The sequence below is a fragment of the Streptomyces apricus genome (assembly GCF_008369065.1).
Taxonomy (GTDB): domain Bacteria; phylum Actinomycetota; class Actinomycetes; order Streptomycetales; family Streptomycetaceae; genus Streptomyces; species Streptomyces apricus.
In genome coordinates, this window is record NZ_VDFC01000028.1 from 24,709 (window position 1) to 42,400 (window position 17,692).

Here is a 17,692-nt window from a genome sequence, read left to right on the forward strand (position 1 = left end):
GACGGTGTTGGTGAGTGTGCCGATGCCCTCCACCGTGAGGGTGACCGTGTCACCGGGTTTCAGCGGCGGCGGGGTCCGCCGGCCCCGCCGGCCCCACAGCTCGGCGAGGCAGCCGCCGTTGCCGCAGGTCCCGGAGCCGAGGACGTCGCCGGGCACGACCCGGGTGCCGCGGGAGGCGTAGGCGACCATCTCCTCGAAGGTCCAGCTCATGTTGGACAGCAGGTCCTCGCCGACCACCTGGCCGTTGACCTCCGCGGTCAGCGCCAGGCGCAGGAAACCGTCGCCGTCGCGGTACGGGTCGAGTGCGTCGGCGGTGACCAGGCACGGGCCGAGGGTGGTGGCGGTGTCCTTGCCCTTGCAGGGGCCGAGACCGACCTGCATCTCCGCGGACTGGAGGTCACGGGCGGACCAGTCGTTGAGGACCGTGTAGCCGACGATGTGGTCGCGGGCCTCTTCCGGAGTGAGGTCGCGGCCCTCGCGGCCGATGACGGCGGCGACTTCGAGCTCGTAGTCCAGGACGGCGGAGCCGGGCGGCATCGGGACGGCGTCGCCGTGGCCCTGGATCGCGTGCGGGTTGGTGAAGTAGAAGGTGGGGGCCGCGTACCACTGCTCGGGCACCCCGCCGACGCCGTCGACGGAGCGGCGCACTCCCTCCACGTGCTCCTCGAAGGTGACGAAGTCCCGTATCGAGGAAGGCTGGAGCGGCGGCAGCAGCCGCATCCGGGAGACGTGTGGACCGGGCGGTGCGTCGAGCGCGGCGGCACCCGCGTCCAGGAGGGCGGGCAGTCCGCCGCCGGAGCGCACCAGCTCGGTGAGCGACGCGGCGCCAGGCAGCGGGTACAGCCTGCCGTCCTCCTCGACGACGGCGGCGCGTACGTCGGCGGCGTGTTCATGTGCGTACGTGACGAATCGCATGTCAGACCGGCGGGGCGACGAACACGCCGCGGTCGGGGTCGTTGAAGGACTCCTTGGCGATGAGTTCGTTCATGGCGTTGGCGGTGCCCCACTGGTCGGTGACCTCGGGCTGCGAGAAGTCGTAGACGTGCGGGTGCCAGGTGTCCTCGTCCAGCACCTCCAGCTCCGTCGTGTACTCCACCGTGTTGCCCTGCGGGTCCAGGAAGTAGGTGAAGGTGTTGTCGCCCGCCATGTGCCGGCCCGGGCCCCAGATCTTCCTGAACCCGGCGCGCATGACACGGCCGGAGCCACGCATGTACTCGTCGAGGCCGCGCATCTCGAAGGACACGTGGTGCAGCGCGGTGTGCGGGCCCCGGGCGATGGCCATCGAGTGGTGCTGGTCGGAGATCCGCATGAAGTGCATGACCTCGCCCATGTGCGGCGAGGCGAGCGTGTCGGAGAGGGCGAAGCCGAGGTGGCGCTCGTACCACGCGCGGGTGCGGTTCAGGTCGGGGGAGTTGAGGACCACATGGGAGAGCTTGACCGGGATGGACTCCTTCTCCTCGATCCTGCGGTGCCGCCGCACCTCGACGTCGGCCGAGACCTCGACGGTGCGTCCGTCGACGTCGAAGAACCGGAAGCCGTAGCCGCCTCCCGGGGTGTCGACCTGCCCCGGCCGGGACACCAACTGCACGCCACGGGCAAGGAGTTGCTCGGCGAGCGTGTCGACGTCGGCGCGGGACGCGGCCCCGTAGGACACGAGGTCGAGGCGCTTCTCGTCGGCCTTGCGCAGCCGGACGACGTACTGCTCCGGGCTGCCCTCGGCGGCCAGGAAGGAGATGCCGGAGTCCTCGGCGACCTTGGTCAGGCCCCAGACGCCGGAGTAGAAGTCGAGCTGCTTGTCGTAGTCGGGCACGGCCAGGTCGACGTGCCGCAGGTGGGTGAGCAGACGGTTGCCCATGAGAGGTCAGTCCTTCCGGAGGAGGGCGGCCGCGGTGCCACCGCGCACCGCTTCGAAGTCGGCGTCGGACAGGCGGGCGACGCGCAGGGCGCCGACCGGGTCGTCATGGCCCATGTCGAAGGGGAAGTCGGAGCCGAGCAGCACCCGGTCCGCGCCGGCCACGCGCACCAACTCCCGCAGTACGTATGGGTCGTGGACCAGCGAGTCGAAGTGGATCCGTCTGAGGTAGCTGCTCGGCGGGTGGGTGCAGCCGGACCTCGCGTCGGAGCGGGCGGACCAGGCGTGGTCGGCGCGGCCGATGTGGGTGGGCAGATAGCCGCCGCCGTGCGCGGCGACGATCCGCAGGCCCGGGAAGCGGTCCAGGACCCCGGAGAAGATCAGGTGCGAGAGCGCCACCGCGTTCTCGGTGGGCTGTCCGACCGAGTTGGACAGGTACCAGCGGTCGAGCCGCTCGTCGAGCGTGCAGCCGAAGGGGTGCAGGAAGACGATCGCGCCCGTCTCCTCGGCCCTCGCCCAGAACGGGGCGTAGGCCGGATCGGACAGTTCGCGCCCGGGGGCGTGGCTGGAGATCTCGACGCCGACCAGGTCCTGGGCGAGCGCGTGGTCGAGTGCGGGTACCGCCTGCGCGGGGTGGTGCAGGGGTACGAGACCGAGTCCGCGCAGCCGGTCCGGCGCGGCCGCACAGTGCGCGGCGGTCGCCTCGCCGGCCAGCCGGTACACCTTCTCGGCCGTCTCCTCGTCGGTCCAGTGGTGGTAGTGCGAGGGGGAGGGGCTGACCAGCTGGACGTCCACGCCCTGGCCGTCCATCGCGGCGAGGCGGGCCGCGGGATCGGTGAGGAGGGGGAGGCGTTCGCCGATCATCGGGCCGTTGACCCGCAGCGCGTCGGGTCCGTTGCGGCGTGCGTCCAGAGCCTTCGCCTGCGCGTGGCCCGGCAGGCCCTCGACCAGTGCCTCGATCTCCGGCAGCAGGACGTGGGCGTGCACGTCGACGGTGGGCGGGGGCGTCGTCACGGCAGCTCCTTCAGCAGGGCCATGGTGCGTCCCATCAGGCCGGGCACATCGGCGTCGCGGTCCGCGTCGAGCTGCCACCGGCCGATCTGGACGGAGGCGTCGACGACGGGACGTACGCGGGCCACGCGCCGCTCGTGGTACGCCTGCAGGAGTGCGTCGTCCCAGGTGTCGGTGGCGGCGAGCAGCTGGCTGAGCACCCAGGCGTCCTCCATCGACAGGGCCGCGCCCTGGGCGAGGGTGGGCGGACAGCAGTGGGCGGCGTCGCCGACCAGGACGACGCGGCCGCGGTGCCAGGAACCCTCGACCAGCATCCGTTCGAACCAGGTGTAGTTGACCTTCGCCGGGTCGGTGATGTGCGCGGCGATCTCCGGCCAGTGGCCGCCGTAGCGCTGTGCCAGGGCGCGCATCTCGTCCGCGTACGAGCCGGCCGGGACGGAGGCGCGGTCGCGGTTCGCCTCGACGACGTACGCGTAGAGCGTGTCCTCGCCGGTGGGGCAGTACCCGGCGATGTAGGCGGGGCCGCCGTAGGCCAGGTCGGTGCGGGTCACCCCGGCCGGGCGGGGCACGGCGACGCGCCAGATGGCCATGCCGGTGGGCTCGGGCCTGTCCGTGATGCCGATGGCCGCGCGGGTGGCGGAGCCGAGGCCGTCGGCGGCGATCACCAGGTCGTAGCGGCCCTCGGTGCCGTCCGTGAAGCGGACGGTGACACCGGCGTCGTCGGCGGGCTGGTCCAGAGAGGTGGCGCGCACGCCGAGCCGGATGTTGGCACCACTGGCGCGGACCGCGTCGCTGAGGATGCGCTGGAGCCGCGGACGCTGCATGCCGACGGTGGCGGGCAGGTCGTCGCCGCCGGTCCGCTGATCCTCCGCGACGTGCAGGACGGTGCCGTCCGGGGCGGTGATGCCGACCGCGCCGAAGGCGTACCCCGACTTCTCCACCCGGTCCCACACGCCGAGTTCGCGCAGTACGCGCAGGGCGTTGCCCTGGAGGGTGATGCCGGAGCCCGCGGTGGCGTTCCAGTCGTCCTTCGCCTCGATCAGGTCGACGTCGATCCCGGCGCGGCGCAGCAGGACCGTGGCGGTGTTGCCGGCCGCGCCGCCGCCTATGACGAGGACCGTGCGGGGTGTGCTCATGAAGGGAACTCCCTTGTTCCGCTCAATGGGTGAGAGCCGATGGGTGAGAGTCGATGGGCGAGAGCCAACGGGTGATGACTGAGGGCTACTTGACGGCGACGGGGCTGACGGGCGAGCCCACGGCGCCCGTGATCGGCAGGGGAGCGGCCGTGAGCCAGAAGTCGTACACGCCGTCGGCCGCGCAGTCCGCGGCGAGCGCGTCCAGGTCCCACATCTCGCCGACGAGCAGGCCGATGTGGGGGATCACGACCTGGTGCAGCGGCTGGAAGGCGTGCTCGAACTCGTTGGGCCGGACCTCGAAGCCCCAGGTGTCGGTGGCGATCGCGGCGATCTCGGTGCGGTGCAGCCAGCCCGCCGTGGTGAACGAGAGGCCGGGCGCGGGACCGCCGGCGTACTCGCCCCAGCCCTCGCGCCGGGCCCGCGCGAGACGGCCGGTGCGCACCAGCACGATGTCGCCCCGGCCGACGGCCACGCCGTGCGCCTCGGCGGCCGCGGTCAGATGCTCCTCGGTGACGGCGAACCCGTCCGGCAACTCTCCCGCATCGCCCAGGACATGGCCGACGTCGAGGAGGACGCCGCGCCCTGCGACGTACGGCGCCATGTGCTCGATGCCGGTCACCAGGTCGCCGTCCGAGGTGACGACCTGCTCGGCAGGCCGCCCGTTCCACGCCTTGCCGTGGTCGAAGATGTGGCCGAGACCGTCCCACTGCGTCGAGCACTGCAACGGCATGGAGATCACGTCGTCGGCGCCGCCGATGCCGTGCGGGAAACCCTGGTTGCCGAGCGCCGCGTCGGTGCCGGTGTCGAGCATCGTGTGCACCGGGTTGGTCCGGCGCCGCCAGCCCTTCTGCGGGCCGTCCATGTCGAAGCGCTGGGACAGCGAGAAGCTGACCCCGCGCCGCACGAGCGCGGCGCCCTCCCGGCGCTTGGCCTCGTCGAGGAAGTTGAGCGTGCCGATGCGGTCGTCGTCGCCCCAGCGCCCCCAGTTGGAGCACGCCTCGGCGGCCTCGGCGATCGCACCCTCGGGATCGGTCCGGTCCGGTGCCGTCACGGCGTCGCCTCCGCCACGCAGCGGGTGCGCTGCGCGCCGAGCCCGGTGACGGAACCGTCCATCACGTCGCCGTCACGCAGCAGGCGTCCCCGGTGCATGCCGTTCCCCGCCGGGGAGCCGGTCAACACCAGGTCGCCGGGCAGGAGCTGGGCGCTCTGCGAGGCGTAGGACACCAGGCGGGCGACGCCGAAGATCATGTCCTTGGTGGACTCGTCCTGCATGGTCTCCCCGTTCAGCTTCAGCGTGAGCCGCAGGTCGCCGGGGTGCGCGAGCGACTCCGCGGGCACGATCCACGGGCCGAGCGGCGTGAAGCCGGGGGCGTTCTTGCTGCGCAGCCAGTCGGTGCCGATCTGCGGCATGTCCCGACGGAAGACGGTCGCGCGGTCGGTGAGATCGTTGGCAATCGTGTACCCGGCGACGTGCTCCAGGGCCTCCTCGACGGACACCCGGTACGCGGGACGGCCGATGACGGCGGCCAACTCCAGCTCCCAGTCCGGCTGTTCGGCCCACGCGGGCAGCACGACCTCGTCGTACGGGCCGGTGATCGCGCTCGGCAGCCCGGTGAAGACGTACGGCAGGTTCTGCGCGGCCCGCCGGTCCATGATCTCCGCCGCCTCGGCGCGCCGCTCCGCCTCCGGGCGGTCGTCCCCCGGGGCCTTGTGGGCCACGTGCAGATCGATGACATGTTGGCGGTAGTTGGCGCCGGACTGGAACACCTGGCGCGGCTCGACCGGCGCGTGCACGCGGAACTCCGCCAGCGGCCTGTGCTGCGCGGAACCGTCGCCGGCCAGGGAGCGCAGCCGCGGCAGCACCGCCTGCCAGTCCTCCAGGAGGCGGCGCACGGTGAGCCGCTCGTCGCCGAGGGCGGCCCGCAGATCGACGACGTGCTCGTCCGGGGTGACCAGGGCGGGAATCGCCGGTCCTCCGGAAGCCGAGAGGGTCGCGAGGGCGAAGGGGCCGGTGAAGGGCGCGGACGCGGGAGCAGGGTTCGACGCGGGAGCAGGTTTCACGGACATGTCCTCCTGATTGCGGTGGGACCAATCTGGACCCGCCGACGGGGATCAGGGAAATAGATTGTGTGGATGACGGCCATCCATCAGGCAGATGCCGCCTGGTCAGCGTCGTACGACGCCGTACAGCAAGGGAAAGTCCGTGAATCTGGCCCGTCTGGACCTCAACCTCGTCGTCGCCCTGCGTGCCCTGCTGGAGGAGCGCAACGTCACGCGCGCCGGTCAGCGCGTCGGACTGAGCCAGCCCGCCATGAGCGCCGCGCTGTCCCGGCTGCGCCGCCACTTCGACGACGACCTGCTCGCCCGCGTCGGCGGCCACTACGAGCTCACCGCCCTCGGCCAGGTCCTCCTCGACCGCACCTCCACCGCCTACGACGTCCTTGAGCGGCTCTTCTCCAGCCAGGCCGAGTTCGACCCGGCCGAGGAGAGCCGGGAGTTCACGCTGTTCGCCTCCGACTACGCGGTCTCCGTGTTCGGCGCCGAACTCGCCGCCGTCGTGCACGAGGAGGCCCCCGGCGTCCGGCTGCGCTTCACGCAGACCCCGCCCACCGTCGTGGACGACACCGCCACCCTGCTCAGCGCCGTCGACGGCCTGCTCATGCCGCACGGCGTGATCAGCGGCTTCCCCGCCACCGATCTCTACGAGGACCGGTGGGTCCTCGTGGTGGCCGACGACCACCCCGCCGTCCAGGACCGGCTCACCCGGCGGGACCTGGCGGAGCTGCCCTGGGTCACGTACCAGCGGACCTACGACGCCCCTGCCGTGCGCCAGCTCGGGATGCTCGGGGTGGAGCCGCGGGTGGAGGTGTCCGTCGACAGTTTCCACCTGCTGCCGCTGCTGGTGGCCGGCACCCGGCGCGTCGCCCTCCTCCAGGCGCGCCTCGCCCGGCTGCTCGCGCCGATCGCCCCGGTCCGGGTCGTGGAACCCCCCTACGAGGCCGTGTCGTTGCAGGAGGCCCTGTGGTGGCATCCGGTGCACACGCACGATGCCGCGCACATCTGGCTGCGGGAGACGGCGGCGCGGGTGGGTGCGGGACTCCCGCCGGTGCACGACGGACGATCCGCGTGAGGTGGATCCCGGTGTACGCCCCGGTCGTGCCCGTGATACCGCAGGAGTAGGCTCTACGGCGGCATCGCGTGCCGGTCACCGGCCGGGTGAGGCATGGAGGTGCCGGGACGTGCCTTCGGAGGCATTCCTTGTCAGTCGAGTTGAACCACACGATCGTCCACGCCCGGGACAACCGGGAGTCCGCGGAGTTCTTCGCGGGCCTGCTCGGCCTTGAGATCACCGGGGAGTGGGGTCCGTTCGTCGCGGTCGAGCTGAGCAACGGCGTCACGCTGGACTTCGCCACGGTCCCCGCGGACAGCATCACTTCCCAGCACTACGCCTTCCTCGTCTCCGAGGAGGAGTTCGACGCGGCGTACGCGCAGATCGGCCGGCGTGGCATCGAGCACTACGCCGACCCCCACCGGAAGCAGCCCGGCACGATCAACCGCAATGACGGCGGCCGCGGCGTGTACTTCATGGACCCGGCGGGCCACGCCATGGAACTCATCACCGTGCCGTACGGCGGCTGGACCTCGTAGCGGCACGCACCGCGGGGCGCACCCCAGCGCGGAATGCCACTCCAGCGCGGAATGCGACGTACAAGGTTCCGGTGACGACCGCTGTCGAACGATCTCATGACGGATCGAGAGCGGTCAGTCCCAGCTCCCTGTCCAGACGGCGTTCCGCGCGCGGCAGCAGTGCCTGGTGGCAACGGCGGTAGACGGCGGCGCTCTGCGCGGCGGGCCAGTCGGGGGTCAGATGGCGAGCCGGGATCCCGGGATCGGCCCGCAGCACCCGCAGCCAGTCGGCGCCCAGCAGGGTGAGCTGGACCAGCGGGTCGTCCTCCTCGGACCAGGTCCACCACGTCCGTACGAACTGCTCGTGCTGAGCCCGGATCTGGTCGACCGGCCAGGCCCGCCGGACGAGTTCGTCGACCTGTACACCCGGCAGCGGGGAGGCGGCGAACCAGTCCGCCAGGCCGGTGGCCTCGCTGAGCCCCGCGTCGGCGAAGACCTCCGCGACGTCGACGATGCCGGGCGCGATCCACAGTCCGTCCCGCAGCCCGCCGAAGCCTGCCCAGGTGAGTGCGGAACGCAGCCGATGGCGCAGGTCACGCCGGGTTTCGGGCATCGAGTAACTGAGCAGTGTCCACTGCCCGTCCGGATGCTCGAAGGGCGCCGCCGACTCGACCCGCACAGCAGCCTTGCGGATGAGCGCCTCGGTCGACGGAGTCAGCCTGTAGTGGGCGGTGCGGCCGACCTTGATCCGTTCGAGCAGTCCGTTGCGCGTCATGCGTGCGAGGGTCGCGCGTGCGGCCGCGGGGGCGACGCCGAGGGCTCCGAACAGCCGGAGGAACACCGCGGTCGGGACGGCCGGCAGGTCACGGCCGTGCACCACACCGCCGAAGAAGGCGAACACCAGCTCCTTCGAGCGTCGGCCGCCCCCCGCCCCGGTCGGCTGATCGGGGTCGTCGGACCGGTTGTCCTCGTTCTTTTTCTGTTGCACGAAGCCGCTGCTCCTTCCGCGGTGTCCCTGCGCCCGCGCACCCCGCGGGCGCAGGGACAACGTACTCACCAGGGCAGACCACCGCATACCGCGAGAGCGAAAAAAGCTGAACGAAAGATTGACGACCGTCACCTCCAGTTCTAATTTCTTTGCGAGACGGCTCACCTCATCCACCTCCGGCCGGACGCGGTAAGGACGGTCCGGACGGCGTTCGCGTACCCGGTGTCTGCGTACTGAGAGGTCCGACGTGCCCCCCTTGCTCCTGACCGCGGCCGATCGTCATGTTGCACGCACGGTCGCTCCCCGCCGGCGCACGGCATGACCACCACCGCGGCCGTCGACGCCCAGCCCGTGGTCGAGGTCGAGGACTTACGGGTAACCTACGCGCGCTCCGTCCAGGCCCTGCGCGGTGTCTCCCTGTGGGTTCCCCGCAAAGGCGTCGTGGCGGTGCTCGGCAACAACGGGGCCGGCAAGAGCACCCTGCTGCGGGCGATCTCCGGAACCCTCGGGCAGGAGGGAGGCACCGTCACCGACGGGTCGATCCGGCTGGCGGGCCGACCGGTCGAGCGGTACGGGCCGTCCGCGATCGTCGCCGAAGGGGTGCTGCACGCTCCCGAGGGACGACGCGTCTTCGGCACGCTCACCGTGGAGGACAACCTTCGTGCGGGAGGCACGGCGGCCCGGAGCCGAAGGGCCCGGGCGGAAGCCGGTGAACGCGTCTACGCCCTGTTCCCCGTCCTGTACGAGCGCCGGCGGCAGCGCGCGGGGCTGCTCTCCGGCGGCGAGCAGCAGATGCTCGCCATCGGCCGGGCACTGATGGGCAGCCCACGGGTGCTGCTCCTGGACGAGCCCTCACTCGGCCTCGCCCCCCTGCTCACCGAGCGGATCGCCGAGGTGATCACCGAGATCAACCGGGAAGGCACCGCGGTCGTACTGGTCGAACAGAACGCGGCCATGGCCCTGCGCGTCGCCGACCTCGCCTTCGTCCTGGAGGCCGGACGGGTCTCCCTGCAGGGGCGGGCGGCGGACCTCGCCGGGACCACCGAGGTCCGTGACCGCTACCTCGGCATGGGAGCCGGACAGCGACCCGCGCCGCCCGACCCTGGACAGCGACCCGTGCCGTCCGGCTCTGGCCAGCTGTTACCGCCCAGCCCTGGACAGCTGTCGCCGCCCGATGCCGAACGGCCGTCCCCGCCCGATGTCGAACGACCGTCCCCGTCCGGCGTCGCACAGCCGTCCCCGCCCGGCGCCGGACAGCCGTCCCCGCCCACCGCCGCACAGCCACCGTCGCCCGGCGCGCAGCGCAAAGGCACGGCGGAAGCAGGTTCCGCGGTCCACGAGCTGGTGGTCGAGGACGTCAGCGTGCGCTTCGGCGGCGTCCAGGCCCTCGACCGCGTCTCGTTCACCGTCACCCCCGGGTCCCTCCACGCCCTCATCGGCCCCAACGGCGCGGGGAAGTCGACCTGCCTCAACGTCCTCAGCGGTGTGTACGCCCCCACCACCGGCGGGGTCCGCTACGGAGACCACGACCTCACCCGGCTCCCGCAGCACCGCATCGCCGCCGCGGGGATCTCCCGTACGTTCCAGAACCTGGCCCTGTCGCCCGGCGAGACGGTTCTGGACAACCTCCTGGTGGCCCGCCACCGCTACATGCGGACCGGATTCCTGTCCGCGGCCCTCCGCACGCCCCGGAGCCGCCGGGAGGCCGCCGAACACCGCGCCGCGGCCGAGCGGACCGCCGCACTGCTCGGCCTGGACCGTCTCCTGCACTCCCGGGTCGGAGAACTGCCCTACGGCGACCGCAAACGCGTCGAGCTCGCCAGGGCCCTGTGCGCGGAGCCGGGTCTCCTCCTGCTCGACGAACCGGTGGCCGGCATGAACCACGGCGAGTCGCTGCGGATGGAGCAGGCCATCGGGACCGTCCAGCGGGAGCTGGGCATCTCCATCGTCCTCGTCGAGCACGACATGCGGTTCGTCATGGGACTCGCCGACCGGGTCACCGTGCTGGACTTCGGCCGGCGCATCGCCGACGGCACCCCCGCGGAGGTGCAGCGCGACCCCCACGTGCTCCGGGCGTACCTGGGCGACCTTCCGGGGGTGACCACATGAACGAGTTCCTCGGATTCCTCGTCAACGGGCTGTCCCTGGGCGCCATCTACGCGCTCATCGCGCTCGGCTTCGTGATGATCTTCAAGGCGACCTCGGTCATGAACTTCGCGCACGGCTCGATCGTCCTGCTGGGCGCCTACGTGGTCGGGCGCACCCACGATGAGGTCGGCTTCTGGTGGGCGGCCCTGCTCGGCATCCTCGCCGCCGCGGCCGCCGCGGCGCTCGTCGACCTGATCGTGCTGCGTCACGCGAGGGGAGCGGACCTGGGCACCCTCGCGATCCTGACCATCGGCGTCGACACGCTCCTGAGCACCGAACTCACCCGCGAGATGGGCACCGCCATCCTGGACGCGGGTGCGCCCTGGGGTACGTCGACGGTCCACCTCGGCGGTACGAGCGTCCCGTTGTCGCGCCTGGTGGCCGCACTCGTGGCCGTCGTCGTGGTCGCCGTGTTGTGGGCGGTCTTCCGGTTCACCCACTGGGGCGTCCGCATGCGGGCCGCCGCCGAGGACGGCACCACCGCCGCCCTCATGGGCATCCGGCTCGGCCGCGTCGCCGCCGGCGCGTGGGCGATCGCCGGCGTCCTGGCCGCGCTGGCCGGCGTGTTCCTCACCTCCTTCCCGTCCCCCGGCATCAGCCCGGCCGCGGGCGTGACCGCCCTGGCCGCCGTTCCGGCCTGGGTGCTGGGCGGGTTCGACTCCTTCCCCGGCGCCGTGGTGGGCGGTCTGGTCATCGGGGTCGTCACCGCCCTGTCCGCCGGCTACCAGGAGCACCTGCTGTTCCTGGGCCGGGACCTGGCCCAGGTGGCGCCGTACGCCGTCATGTTCCTGGTCCTGCTCGTCCGGCCGTCCGGACTGTTCGGCAGCAAGGAATTCGCCCGTGTCTAGCGGAACACTGATCCGGTCCGTCCGGCGATCCGTCCGGCCTCTCGTCCTGGTCGCGGGGGTGCTCCTCGCCCTGGCCGCCCCCCTCTCCCTGAACGGCTTCTGGCTGCAGTCCGGCCTGTTCGCCATGGCGGCCGCCGTCAGCGCGATCGGACTGACGCTGCTCGTCGGACGGGCGGGACAACTCTCCCTGGGACACGCGTTCTTCGTCGCCGTCGGCGCCTACGGCTACTGCTACCTGGCAGGGACGTCGTCCGCGGACGGGGTGCGGGGACTCGGACTGCCCCCACTGCTGGCCGCGTTCGGCGCCGTGGTGGCGGCGGGCACGGCCGGCGCGCTGTTCAGCCCGATCTCCGGCAGGCTCCGCGGCATCTACCTCGGTCTCGCCTCCCTGGGACTGGTGTTCCTGGGCCAGCACATCCTGAAGAACGCGATCCCGCTGACCGGCGGCTTCAACGGCCGCGACGCCGCCCCGCTCGACCTGTTCGGATTCAGCTTCTCCGACAGCGATCCCGCCGGCTTCCTCGTCCTCGGTGTTCCCTACGGCCAGCTCGAACGGCTGTGGTACGTCGGTCTGGTGTGCGCCGCGCTGGCCTGGTGGTCCGCGCGCAACCTCCTGCGGAGCCGGCCGGGACGAGCGCTGGCCACCGTGCGCGACAGCGAGGTCGCGGCGGGCGCGATGGGCATCGACGTCGTCCGGTACAAGGCCGCCGCCTTCGTCCTCTCCTCGATGTACGCCGGGCTGGGCGGCGTCCTCACGGCCCTGGCGTTCGGCCGGATCGTCCCCGACAGCTTCGGCCTGAGCGCCTCGGTGGCGTTCCTGGTGATGATCGTCATCGGCGGCATCGGTTCCGTCGGCGGAGCGGTCGGCGGAGCCTTCTTCGTCACCCTGCTGCCGCTGGTCCTCGACCACTACAGCGGCCGGCTCCCCTTCCTGTCCCCGCCCGGGTCGGAAGGCCTCGACGCCGCCGGCCTGAGCGAGTTCGTCTACGGCCTCGCGATCGTGCTGGTCCTCCTCTTCGCCCACGGCGGCCTGGCCGGATTCCTCCGCCGGGCGGCCACCGCGCTGCGGCGCACCCCGGGCCGTGACACGGACCGTCCTTCCGACGACGAACGAGCGCCCCTGCGATCCCACACAGCGAAGGAGCCGGCCTCATGAGCAGAGCACCGACGACAGGCCGATACGTGGCCCTGGCCCTGACCCTGGCCGTGGCCGTGATGTCGACCGCGTGCGGAAAGGGCCAGGACGCGGAGTCGGGCGACCGGGCGCCCGGCGTCACGAAGGACACCATCACCCTGGGCGCCCTGGTCGACCTCACCGCCGTCTTCGCGGCCGACAGCAAGACGGTCGTCCAGGGAGCGAAGCTGTACTGGGACACGGTGAACAAGAACGGCGGTGTCTGCGGCCGCCGGATCGAGGTCGATGTCGCCAACCACGGATACGACCCCCAGAAGGCCGTCTCCCTGTACCGCGACATGTCCACCAAGGTGCTCGCCATGTCGCCCGTGCTCGGCTCTCCGATCGTCACGGCGCTCAAGCCCTCCTTCGACCGCGACAAGATGCTGGTGAGCGCCGCGACGTGGACCTCGCAGGTGCTTCCCGACCCCAACTTCCAGATCGCCGGGGCGACGTACGACCTCGAAACCGTCAACGCCGTCGACTGGCTCACCCGCGAGAAGGGGCTGAAGCGCGGCGACGCGCTCGGCATCGTGTACTTCGAGGGCGACTACGGGGGCAACTCGCTGAAGGGGGCGAAGCACGCGGCCGGCGAGCTGGGCCTCAAGCTCTCCGAGCACCGGATCCAGCCGACCGACACGGATCTGTCGACGCAGGTGAACGCGATGAAGACGGCCGGGGTGAAGGCGATCGTCGTCGCCGCGGCATCGCCGCAGGTCGCCTCGGTCACCACCGTGGCCTCCTCGATCGGCCTCGACGTGCCCGTCGTGGGCAACACCCCTTCCTTCTCACCGAAGTTGCTGACCACACCGGCGGGTCCCGCCCTGACGAAGAACTTCTACACCGCCAGCTCGATCGCACCCGCCCCGTCGGCCACCGGCGACGAGAAGCGGTTCGTGGCGGCCTACCGGGCCGCGCACACCGGCGAACAGCCCACCCAGAACGGCGTGATGTACGCCTACGCCGCGGGCCGGATCATCAACGAGACGCTGAGCAAGGCCTGTGACGACCTGACGAGGGAGGGCCTGCAGAAGGCGTTCCGCTCGCTCACGGACCTCGACACCGGAGGGGCCGTGGCAGGGACCCTGGACTACTCGGATCCGAGCGTGCCCCCTTCGCGGCAGGTCTTCATCTCCCGGGCGGCCAAGGACGCCCCCGGCGGTCTGACGGCGGTGGGCGCGCCCTTCGAGTCCGACCTCGCCCGGAGCTACCCCTTCGGCAAGTGAACCCCTTCCCGGCCGGCCGGCTCGCCGAGGCCGGCCGGGACCACCCCTCCGGAAGGAGACGCCGTGCGTGACGCCGGCCTGGGCTCCTGGCCCGAACGGCGCCTGCGCGCCTCTCCCGACAGCGACGCCCTGTACTTCGAGGGAACGACGACCTCCCACGCCGGATTCGCCCACCGGGTACGCCGCGCCGCGGCCGCCCTGGCCGCGCTCGGCGTACGCCGCGGCGACCGCGTCGCCTGGTGCGGAGCCAACCACCCGGCAGCCCTGGAGGTCCTCTACGCCTGCGCCCAGCTCGGCGCGATCTGGGTACCGGTCAACGCCCGGCTCACCGCACCCGAGGCCGCCTACGTCCTGGAGCACTCCGGTGCCACCGTGGTCGTGCACGGGCGCGACCTCGACGGCCTGGTCGGCGCCCTGCGGGACCGGGTGCCTGCGGTGCGCCGATGGGTGGTCGCCGAGCCGCCCGCCGGGGGAAGCTCTGCGTCGCTGCCCTACGAGGACCTCCTCGCCGCCGCCGAACCGGAGCCGCGGGACGAACCCGTGACCCTGGAGGACCCCTGTTTGATCATGTACACCTCCGGTACGACGGGGCGGCCCAAGGGGGCGGTCCTCACCCACGGCAACATGACCTGGAACGCCGTGAACCAGACGCTCGGCATGGATTTCACCGCCGAGGAGCGCACCCTCGCCCTCGCCCCGCTGTTCCACATCGGCGGGCTCAACGGCACGGTCAACCCGACCCTGCTGCGCGGGGGTTGCGCGGTGATCGTGCGGAGGTTCGACCCCGCCGCCACGCTGCGGATCATCCAGGAGCAGCGGATCACCTCGTTCTTCGCCGTCCCCACCATGCTCGACGCGATGGCCCGCGAGCCCGGCTTCCACGACCGGGACCTCTCCGCGCTGCGGACCGTCGGCGCCGCCGGGGCGCCGCTGCCCCTGCCGACGCTGCGGACCTGGCTCGYCCGGGGAGTCACGGTGCAGCAGGCGTACGGCATGACCGAGGCCGCACCCGGATGCACCGTCCTCGCCTCGGCCGACGCCGTCCGCAAGGTCGGCTCGGCCGGCAAACCGCTGTTCTTCACCGACCTGCGCGTGGTGCGCCCGGACGGCACCGACACCGCTGTCGACGAGGTCGGTGAGGTCCTCGTCCAAGGACCCAACGTCATGGCCGGCTACTGGGACGACCCCGACCGGACCGCGGAGGTGCTCGCCGACGGGTGGTACCGCACCGGTGACGCCGGCTCCCTCGACCAGGAGGGCTTCCTGTACCTGAGGGACCGCTACCACGACATGATCATTTCCGGTGGTGAGAACGTCTACCCCGCGGAGGTCGAGTCCGCGCTGCTGGAACTGCCCGAGGTGCAGGAGGCCGCGGTCATCGGCGTCCCGGACACCCGATGGGGCGAGGTGGGCCTTGCCATCGTCGTCGCCACGCCGGGTACCACCGCCGACGGTGAGGCGATCCGGAACGCGTTGCGCGGGCGGCTCGCCGGTTTCAAGATCCCCCGCGTCGTCCGCTTCGCCGACGCACTGCCGAAGACCGCGACCGGAAAGATCCGCAAGCCGGACCTGCGCCGGCTCCACACCTCGCAGGCGACGGCCCGTGACCTCCACGGGGAACGCCCTCGCCGCCCATGAGGACCTGTGCGGCGTGGACGGACGGCCTCCCGGTCAGGCGTAGTGCCGGTACACGGCCTCCGCCGCACAGGCGGGCTTGGCGCTGCCCTCGACCTCGACGGTGAAGGCCAGCCGCATCTGCACCCCGTTGCCCTTGACCTCCTCGACCGAGCCGACCGTGCCGTGCAGGCGGATCCTGGCACCGACCGGCACCGGACTGGGGAAACGCACCTTCTCCAGACCGTAGTTGACGCTCATCGAGACGTCCTGGATCTCCAGCAGGTCACCGAAGAGCGGAATGACGAGGGACAGCGTGAGGTAGCCGTGGGCGATGGGGCCGCCGAACGGCCCCTCCTTCGCGCGTTGGGGGTCGGTGTGGATCCACTGGTGGTCCCCGGTGGCGTCGGCGAAGGTGTTCACCCGCTCCTGCGTGATCTCCAGCCAGTCGGTACGGCCGAGGTCGCGGCCGGCGAGCGCGGTGAGGCCGTCGAGGCCCTGGGCGGTGGTCGTCATGGAACGCTGCCTTTCAGATGGTGGGCCGGGGCGCGTAGGTCTCGCGCACGGCCGGTTTGACGATCTTTCCCGAGGCCGTACGGGGCAGCCCGGGGGCGAGGACGACGGTCTTGGGGATCTTGTACTTGGCGAGCCGGCCGTGCAGGTGCGCGAGGATCTCCGGCCCGTCGGCCCGGGCGTCCGGGGCCAGGACCACGACCGCGTGGCCGACCTCGCCCCACACGGCGTCCGGCACACCGACGACCGCGCACTCGCGGACCGCCGGGTGGCTCAGCAGCGCGTCCTCCACCTCGGCCGGATACACGTTCTCCCCGCCGGAGACGAACATGTCCTTGAGCCGGTCGACGATGTAGGCGTACCCGTCGTCGTCCGTCCGGGCGACGTCGCCGGTACGCAGCCAGCCGTCGTCGGTGAAGGCCGCCGCGGTCTCCTCGGGCCGGTTCCAGTAACCGGGCATGACGTTCGGACCCCGCACGAGGACCTCACCGCGTTCACCGGGAAGGGCGTCACGCCCGTCGGGCAGCGTCACCCTGGTGTCGGTGAAGAAGTGCGGCACCCCGGCAGACCCCGCCTTCGCCGAGGACTGCTCCCGGTCGAGGAGGAGCACGCCGGGGGAGGCCTCGGTCATTCCGTACCCCTGGCTGAGCGCGAGGCCCCGTGCGCGATAGGTCTCGATGGTGCGGGCCGGCACCGGAGCGCCGCCGCAGTTCAGGGAGCGCAGGCTGGACAGGTCGGCCTGTGCCCAGCGCGGCTGCGCGGCCATCGCGTCGTACATGGTGGGGACGCCGAACATGTAGGTCACCCGCCGGCGCTCGACGACGTCCAGGACGTGTGCCGGGTCGAAGCTCTCCAGCAGGATCACCCGGCCGCCCTTGAGGAGGGTCGGCAGGCAGGTCATGCCCAGTCCGGCGGTGTGGAAGAGCGGCGCGACGACCAGCGTCACCTCGTCGCCGGACAGCTCGGTGTCGATCAGGACGTTGAGGCTGTTCCAGGTGAGGTTGGCGTGGGTGAGCACGGCTCCCTTGGGGCGTCCCGTCGTCCCGGAGGTGTACATGATGATGCAGGGATCGTCCGGCCCGACGGGCTCGTCCAGCGGCCCGGTGCCCCCGCCGGCGAGAAGCCGCTCGTAGCCGAGAGCTCCCTGTGCGGCCGCGCCGAGGGTGACGCGGTGCCGGACCACTCCACTGCTCGCCGACGCCTCGGCCGCGGGTGCGCCGTGCCCGGCGTCGTGCACCAGGACGGTGCTGCCCGAGTCGGCGAGGCCGTACGCGAGTTCGGGGGCGGTCAGCCGGGTGTTGAGCGGCACGAACACCGCGCCGAGCACTCCGGCCGCGAACAGCGTCTCCAGGAACGCGGGATGGTTGGGGCCGAGGTAGGCGACCCGGTCCCCGCGGCCCACCCCGAGGGAGCGCAGGGCGTGGGCCAGCCGCAGGACCCGTTCGGACAGCTCCCGGTAGGTCAGTTCCGTGTCCCGGTGGACGAGTGCCGTGCGCCCGGGTGTTCTGCGGGACCGGCGCGCGGGCCAGGAACCGATGCCTTGGTTCAGCACGGT

At 71.8% G+C, this 17,692-nt stretch carries 16 protein-coding genes and 2 pseudogenes; 9 read left to right on the top strand and 9 right to left on the bottom strand.

The genetic code is table 11. The features are described 5' to 3' along the window. From FGF04_RS09640 to FGF04_RS09665, 6 genes are all read right to left on the bottom strand, one after another. A partial coding sequence (locus tag FGF04_RS09640; RefSeq protein ID WP_149510942.1) for a fumarylacetoacetate hydrolase family protein occupies positions 1-915 on the bottom strand: 915 nt, incomplete at its 3' end. Position 916: 1 nt separating this feature from the next. Continuing rightward, entirely contained in the window at positions 917-1,855 is a 939-nt protein-coding gene (locus tag FGF04_RS09645) for a VOC family protein (protein ID WP_149510851.1), read from the bottom strand. Between the two features lie 6 nt (positions 1,856-1,861). Next, on the bottom strand, positions 1,862-2,866 hold the full coding sequence (locus FGF04_RS09650) for an amidohydrolase family protein (RefSeq protein ID WP_188114019.1): 1,005 nt from the start codon (positions 2,864-2,866) through the stop codon (positions 1,862-1,864). Continuing rightward, the gene (locus FGF04_RS09655) at positions 2,863-3,999 is read right to left on the bottom strand and encodes an FAD-dependent oxidoreductase (RefSeq protein WP_149510853.1); all 1,137 of its coding nucleotides are present in this window, start codon (positions 3,997-3,999) and stop codon (positions 2,863-2,865) included. The genes FGF04_RS09650 and FGF04_RS09655 overlap by 4 nt, the downstream gene beginning before the upstream one ends. An 85-nt stretch (positions 4,000-4,084) precedes the next feature. Beyond that, positions 4,085-5,050, bottom strand: a complete 966-nt coding sequence (locus FGF04_RS09660; protein ID WP_149510854.1) for a cyclase family protein — start codon at positions 5,048-5,050, stop codon at positions 4,085-4,087. Beyond that, positions 5,047-6,066 (bottom strand): fumarylacetoacetate hydrolase family protein, encoded by a 1,020-nt coding sequence (locus FGF04_RS09665; protein ID WP_149510855.1) that lies wholly within the window; start codon positions 6,064-6,066, stop codon positions 5,047-5,049. The genes FGF04_RS09660 and FGF04_RS09665 overlap by 4 nt, the downstream gene beginning before the upstream one ends. Positions 6,067-6,202: 136 nt before the next feature. Here FGF04_RS09665 and FGF04_RS09670 point away from each other — a divergent pair, with 136 nt between their 5' ends. Further along, entirely contained in the window at positions 6,203-7,129 is a 927-nt protein-coding gene (locus tag FGF04_RS09670; protein ID WP_149510856.1) for a LysR family transcriptional regulator, read from the top strand. A gap of 128 nt (positions 7,130-7,257) precedes the next feature. Next, a complete protein-coding gene (locus FGF04_RS09675) occupies positions 7,258-7,647 on the top strand; it encodes a VOC family protein (RefSeq protein WP_149510857.1) in 390 nt (129 codons plus the stop codon). Between the two features lie 94 nt (positions 7,648-7,741). Here FGF04_RS09675 and FGF04_RS09680 read toward each other — a convergent pair whose 3' ends face one another. Further along, a complete protein-coding gene (locus tag FGF04_RS09680; RefSeq protein ID WP_188114020.1) occupies positions 7,742-8,614 on the bottom strand; it encodes a PaaX family transcriptional regulator in 873 nt (290 codons plus the stop codon). Positions 8,615-8,932: 318 nt separating this feature from the next. Here FGF04_RS09680 and FGF04_RS40940 point away from each other — a divergent pair. From FGF04_RS40940 to FGF04_RS09705, 7 genes and pseudogenes are all read left to right on the top strand, one after another. Further along, a pseudogene (locus FGF04_RS40940) lies at positions 8,933-9,685 on the top strand (ABC transporter ATP-binding protein); the annotation flags it as partial. 375 nt (positions 9,686-10,060) lie between these two features. Then, positions 10,061-10,426, top strand: a pseudogene (locus tag FGF04_RS42015) (ATP-binding cassette domain-containing protein); the annotation flags it as partial. A 165-nt stretch (positions 10,427-10,591) separates the two neighbouring features. Next, positions 10,592-10,723, top strand: a complete 132-nt coding sequence (locus FGF04_RS42020; protein ID WP_408055601.1) for an ABC transporter ATP-binding protein C-terminal domain-containing protein — start codon at positions 10,592-10,594, stop codon at positions 10,721-10,723. Next, a complete protein-coding gene (locus tag FGF04_RS09690) occupies positions 10,720-11,610 on the top strand; it encodes a branched-chain amino acid ABC transporter permease (RefSeq protein WP_149510860.1) in 891 nt (296 codons plus the stop codon). The genes FGF04_RS42020 and FGF04_RS09690 overlap by 4 nt, the downstream gene beginning before the upstream one ends. Further along, positions 11,603-12,766, top strand: coding sequence for a branched-chain amino acid ABC transporter permease (locus FGF04_RS09695; protein WP_408055600.1), 1,164 nt, complete (start codon positions 11,603-11,605; stop codon positions 12,764-12,766). Before FGF04_RS09690 ends, FGF04_RS09695 begins: the two co-directional genes overlap by 8 nt. After that, the gene (locus tag FGF04_RS09700; RefSeq protein WP_149510861.1) at positions 12,763-14,010 is read left to right on the top strand and encodes an ABC transporter substrate-binding protein; all 1,248 of its coding nucleotides are present in this window, start codon (positions 12,763-12,765) and stop codon (positions 14,008-14,010) included. The genes FGF04_RS09695 and FGF04_RS09700 overlap by 4 nt, the downstream gene beginning before the upstream one ends. Before the next feature lie 63 nt (positions 14,011-14,073). Next, entirely contained in the window at positions 14,074-15,648 is a 1,575-nt protein-coding gene (locus FGF04_RS09705) for an acyl-CoA synthetase (RefSeq protein ID WP_149510862.1), read from the top strand. Positions 15,649-15,681: 33 nt separating this feature from the next. Here FGF04_RS09705 and FGF04_RS09710 read toward each other — a convergent pair whose 3' ends face one another. Together FGF04_RS09710 and FGF04_RS09715 are read right to left on the bottom strand one after the other, a co-directional pair. Continuing rightward, the gene (locus FGF04_RS09710; protein WP_149510863.1) at positions 15,682-16,140 is read right to left on the bottom strand and encodes a MaoC family dehydratase; all 459 of its coding nucleotides are present in this window, start codon (positions 16,138-16,140) and stop codon (positions 15,682-15,684) included. Between the two features lie 13 nt (positions 16,141-16,153). Next, the gene (locus FGF04_RS09715) at positions 16,154-17,689 is read right to left on the bottom strand and encodes an acyl-CoA synthetase (RefSeq protein ID WP_149510864.1); all 1,536 of its coding nucleotides are present in this window, start codon (positions 17,687-17,689) and stop codon (positions 16,154-16,156) included. Between the last annotated feature and the right edge of the window lie 3 nt (positions 17,690-17,692).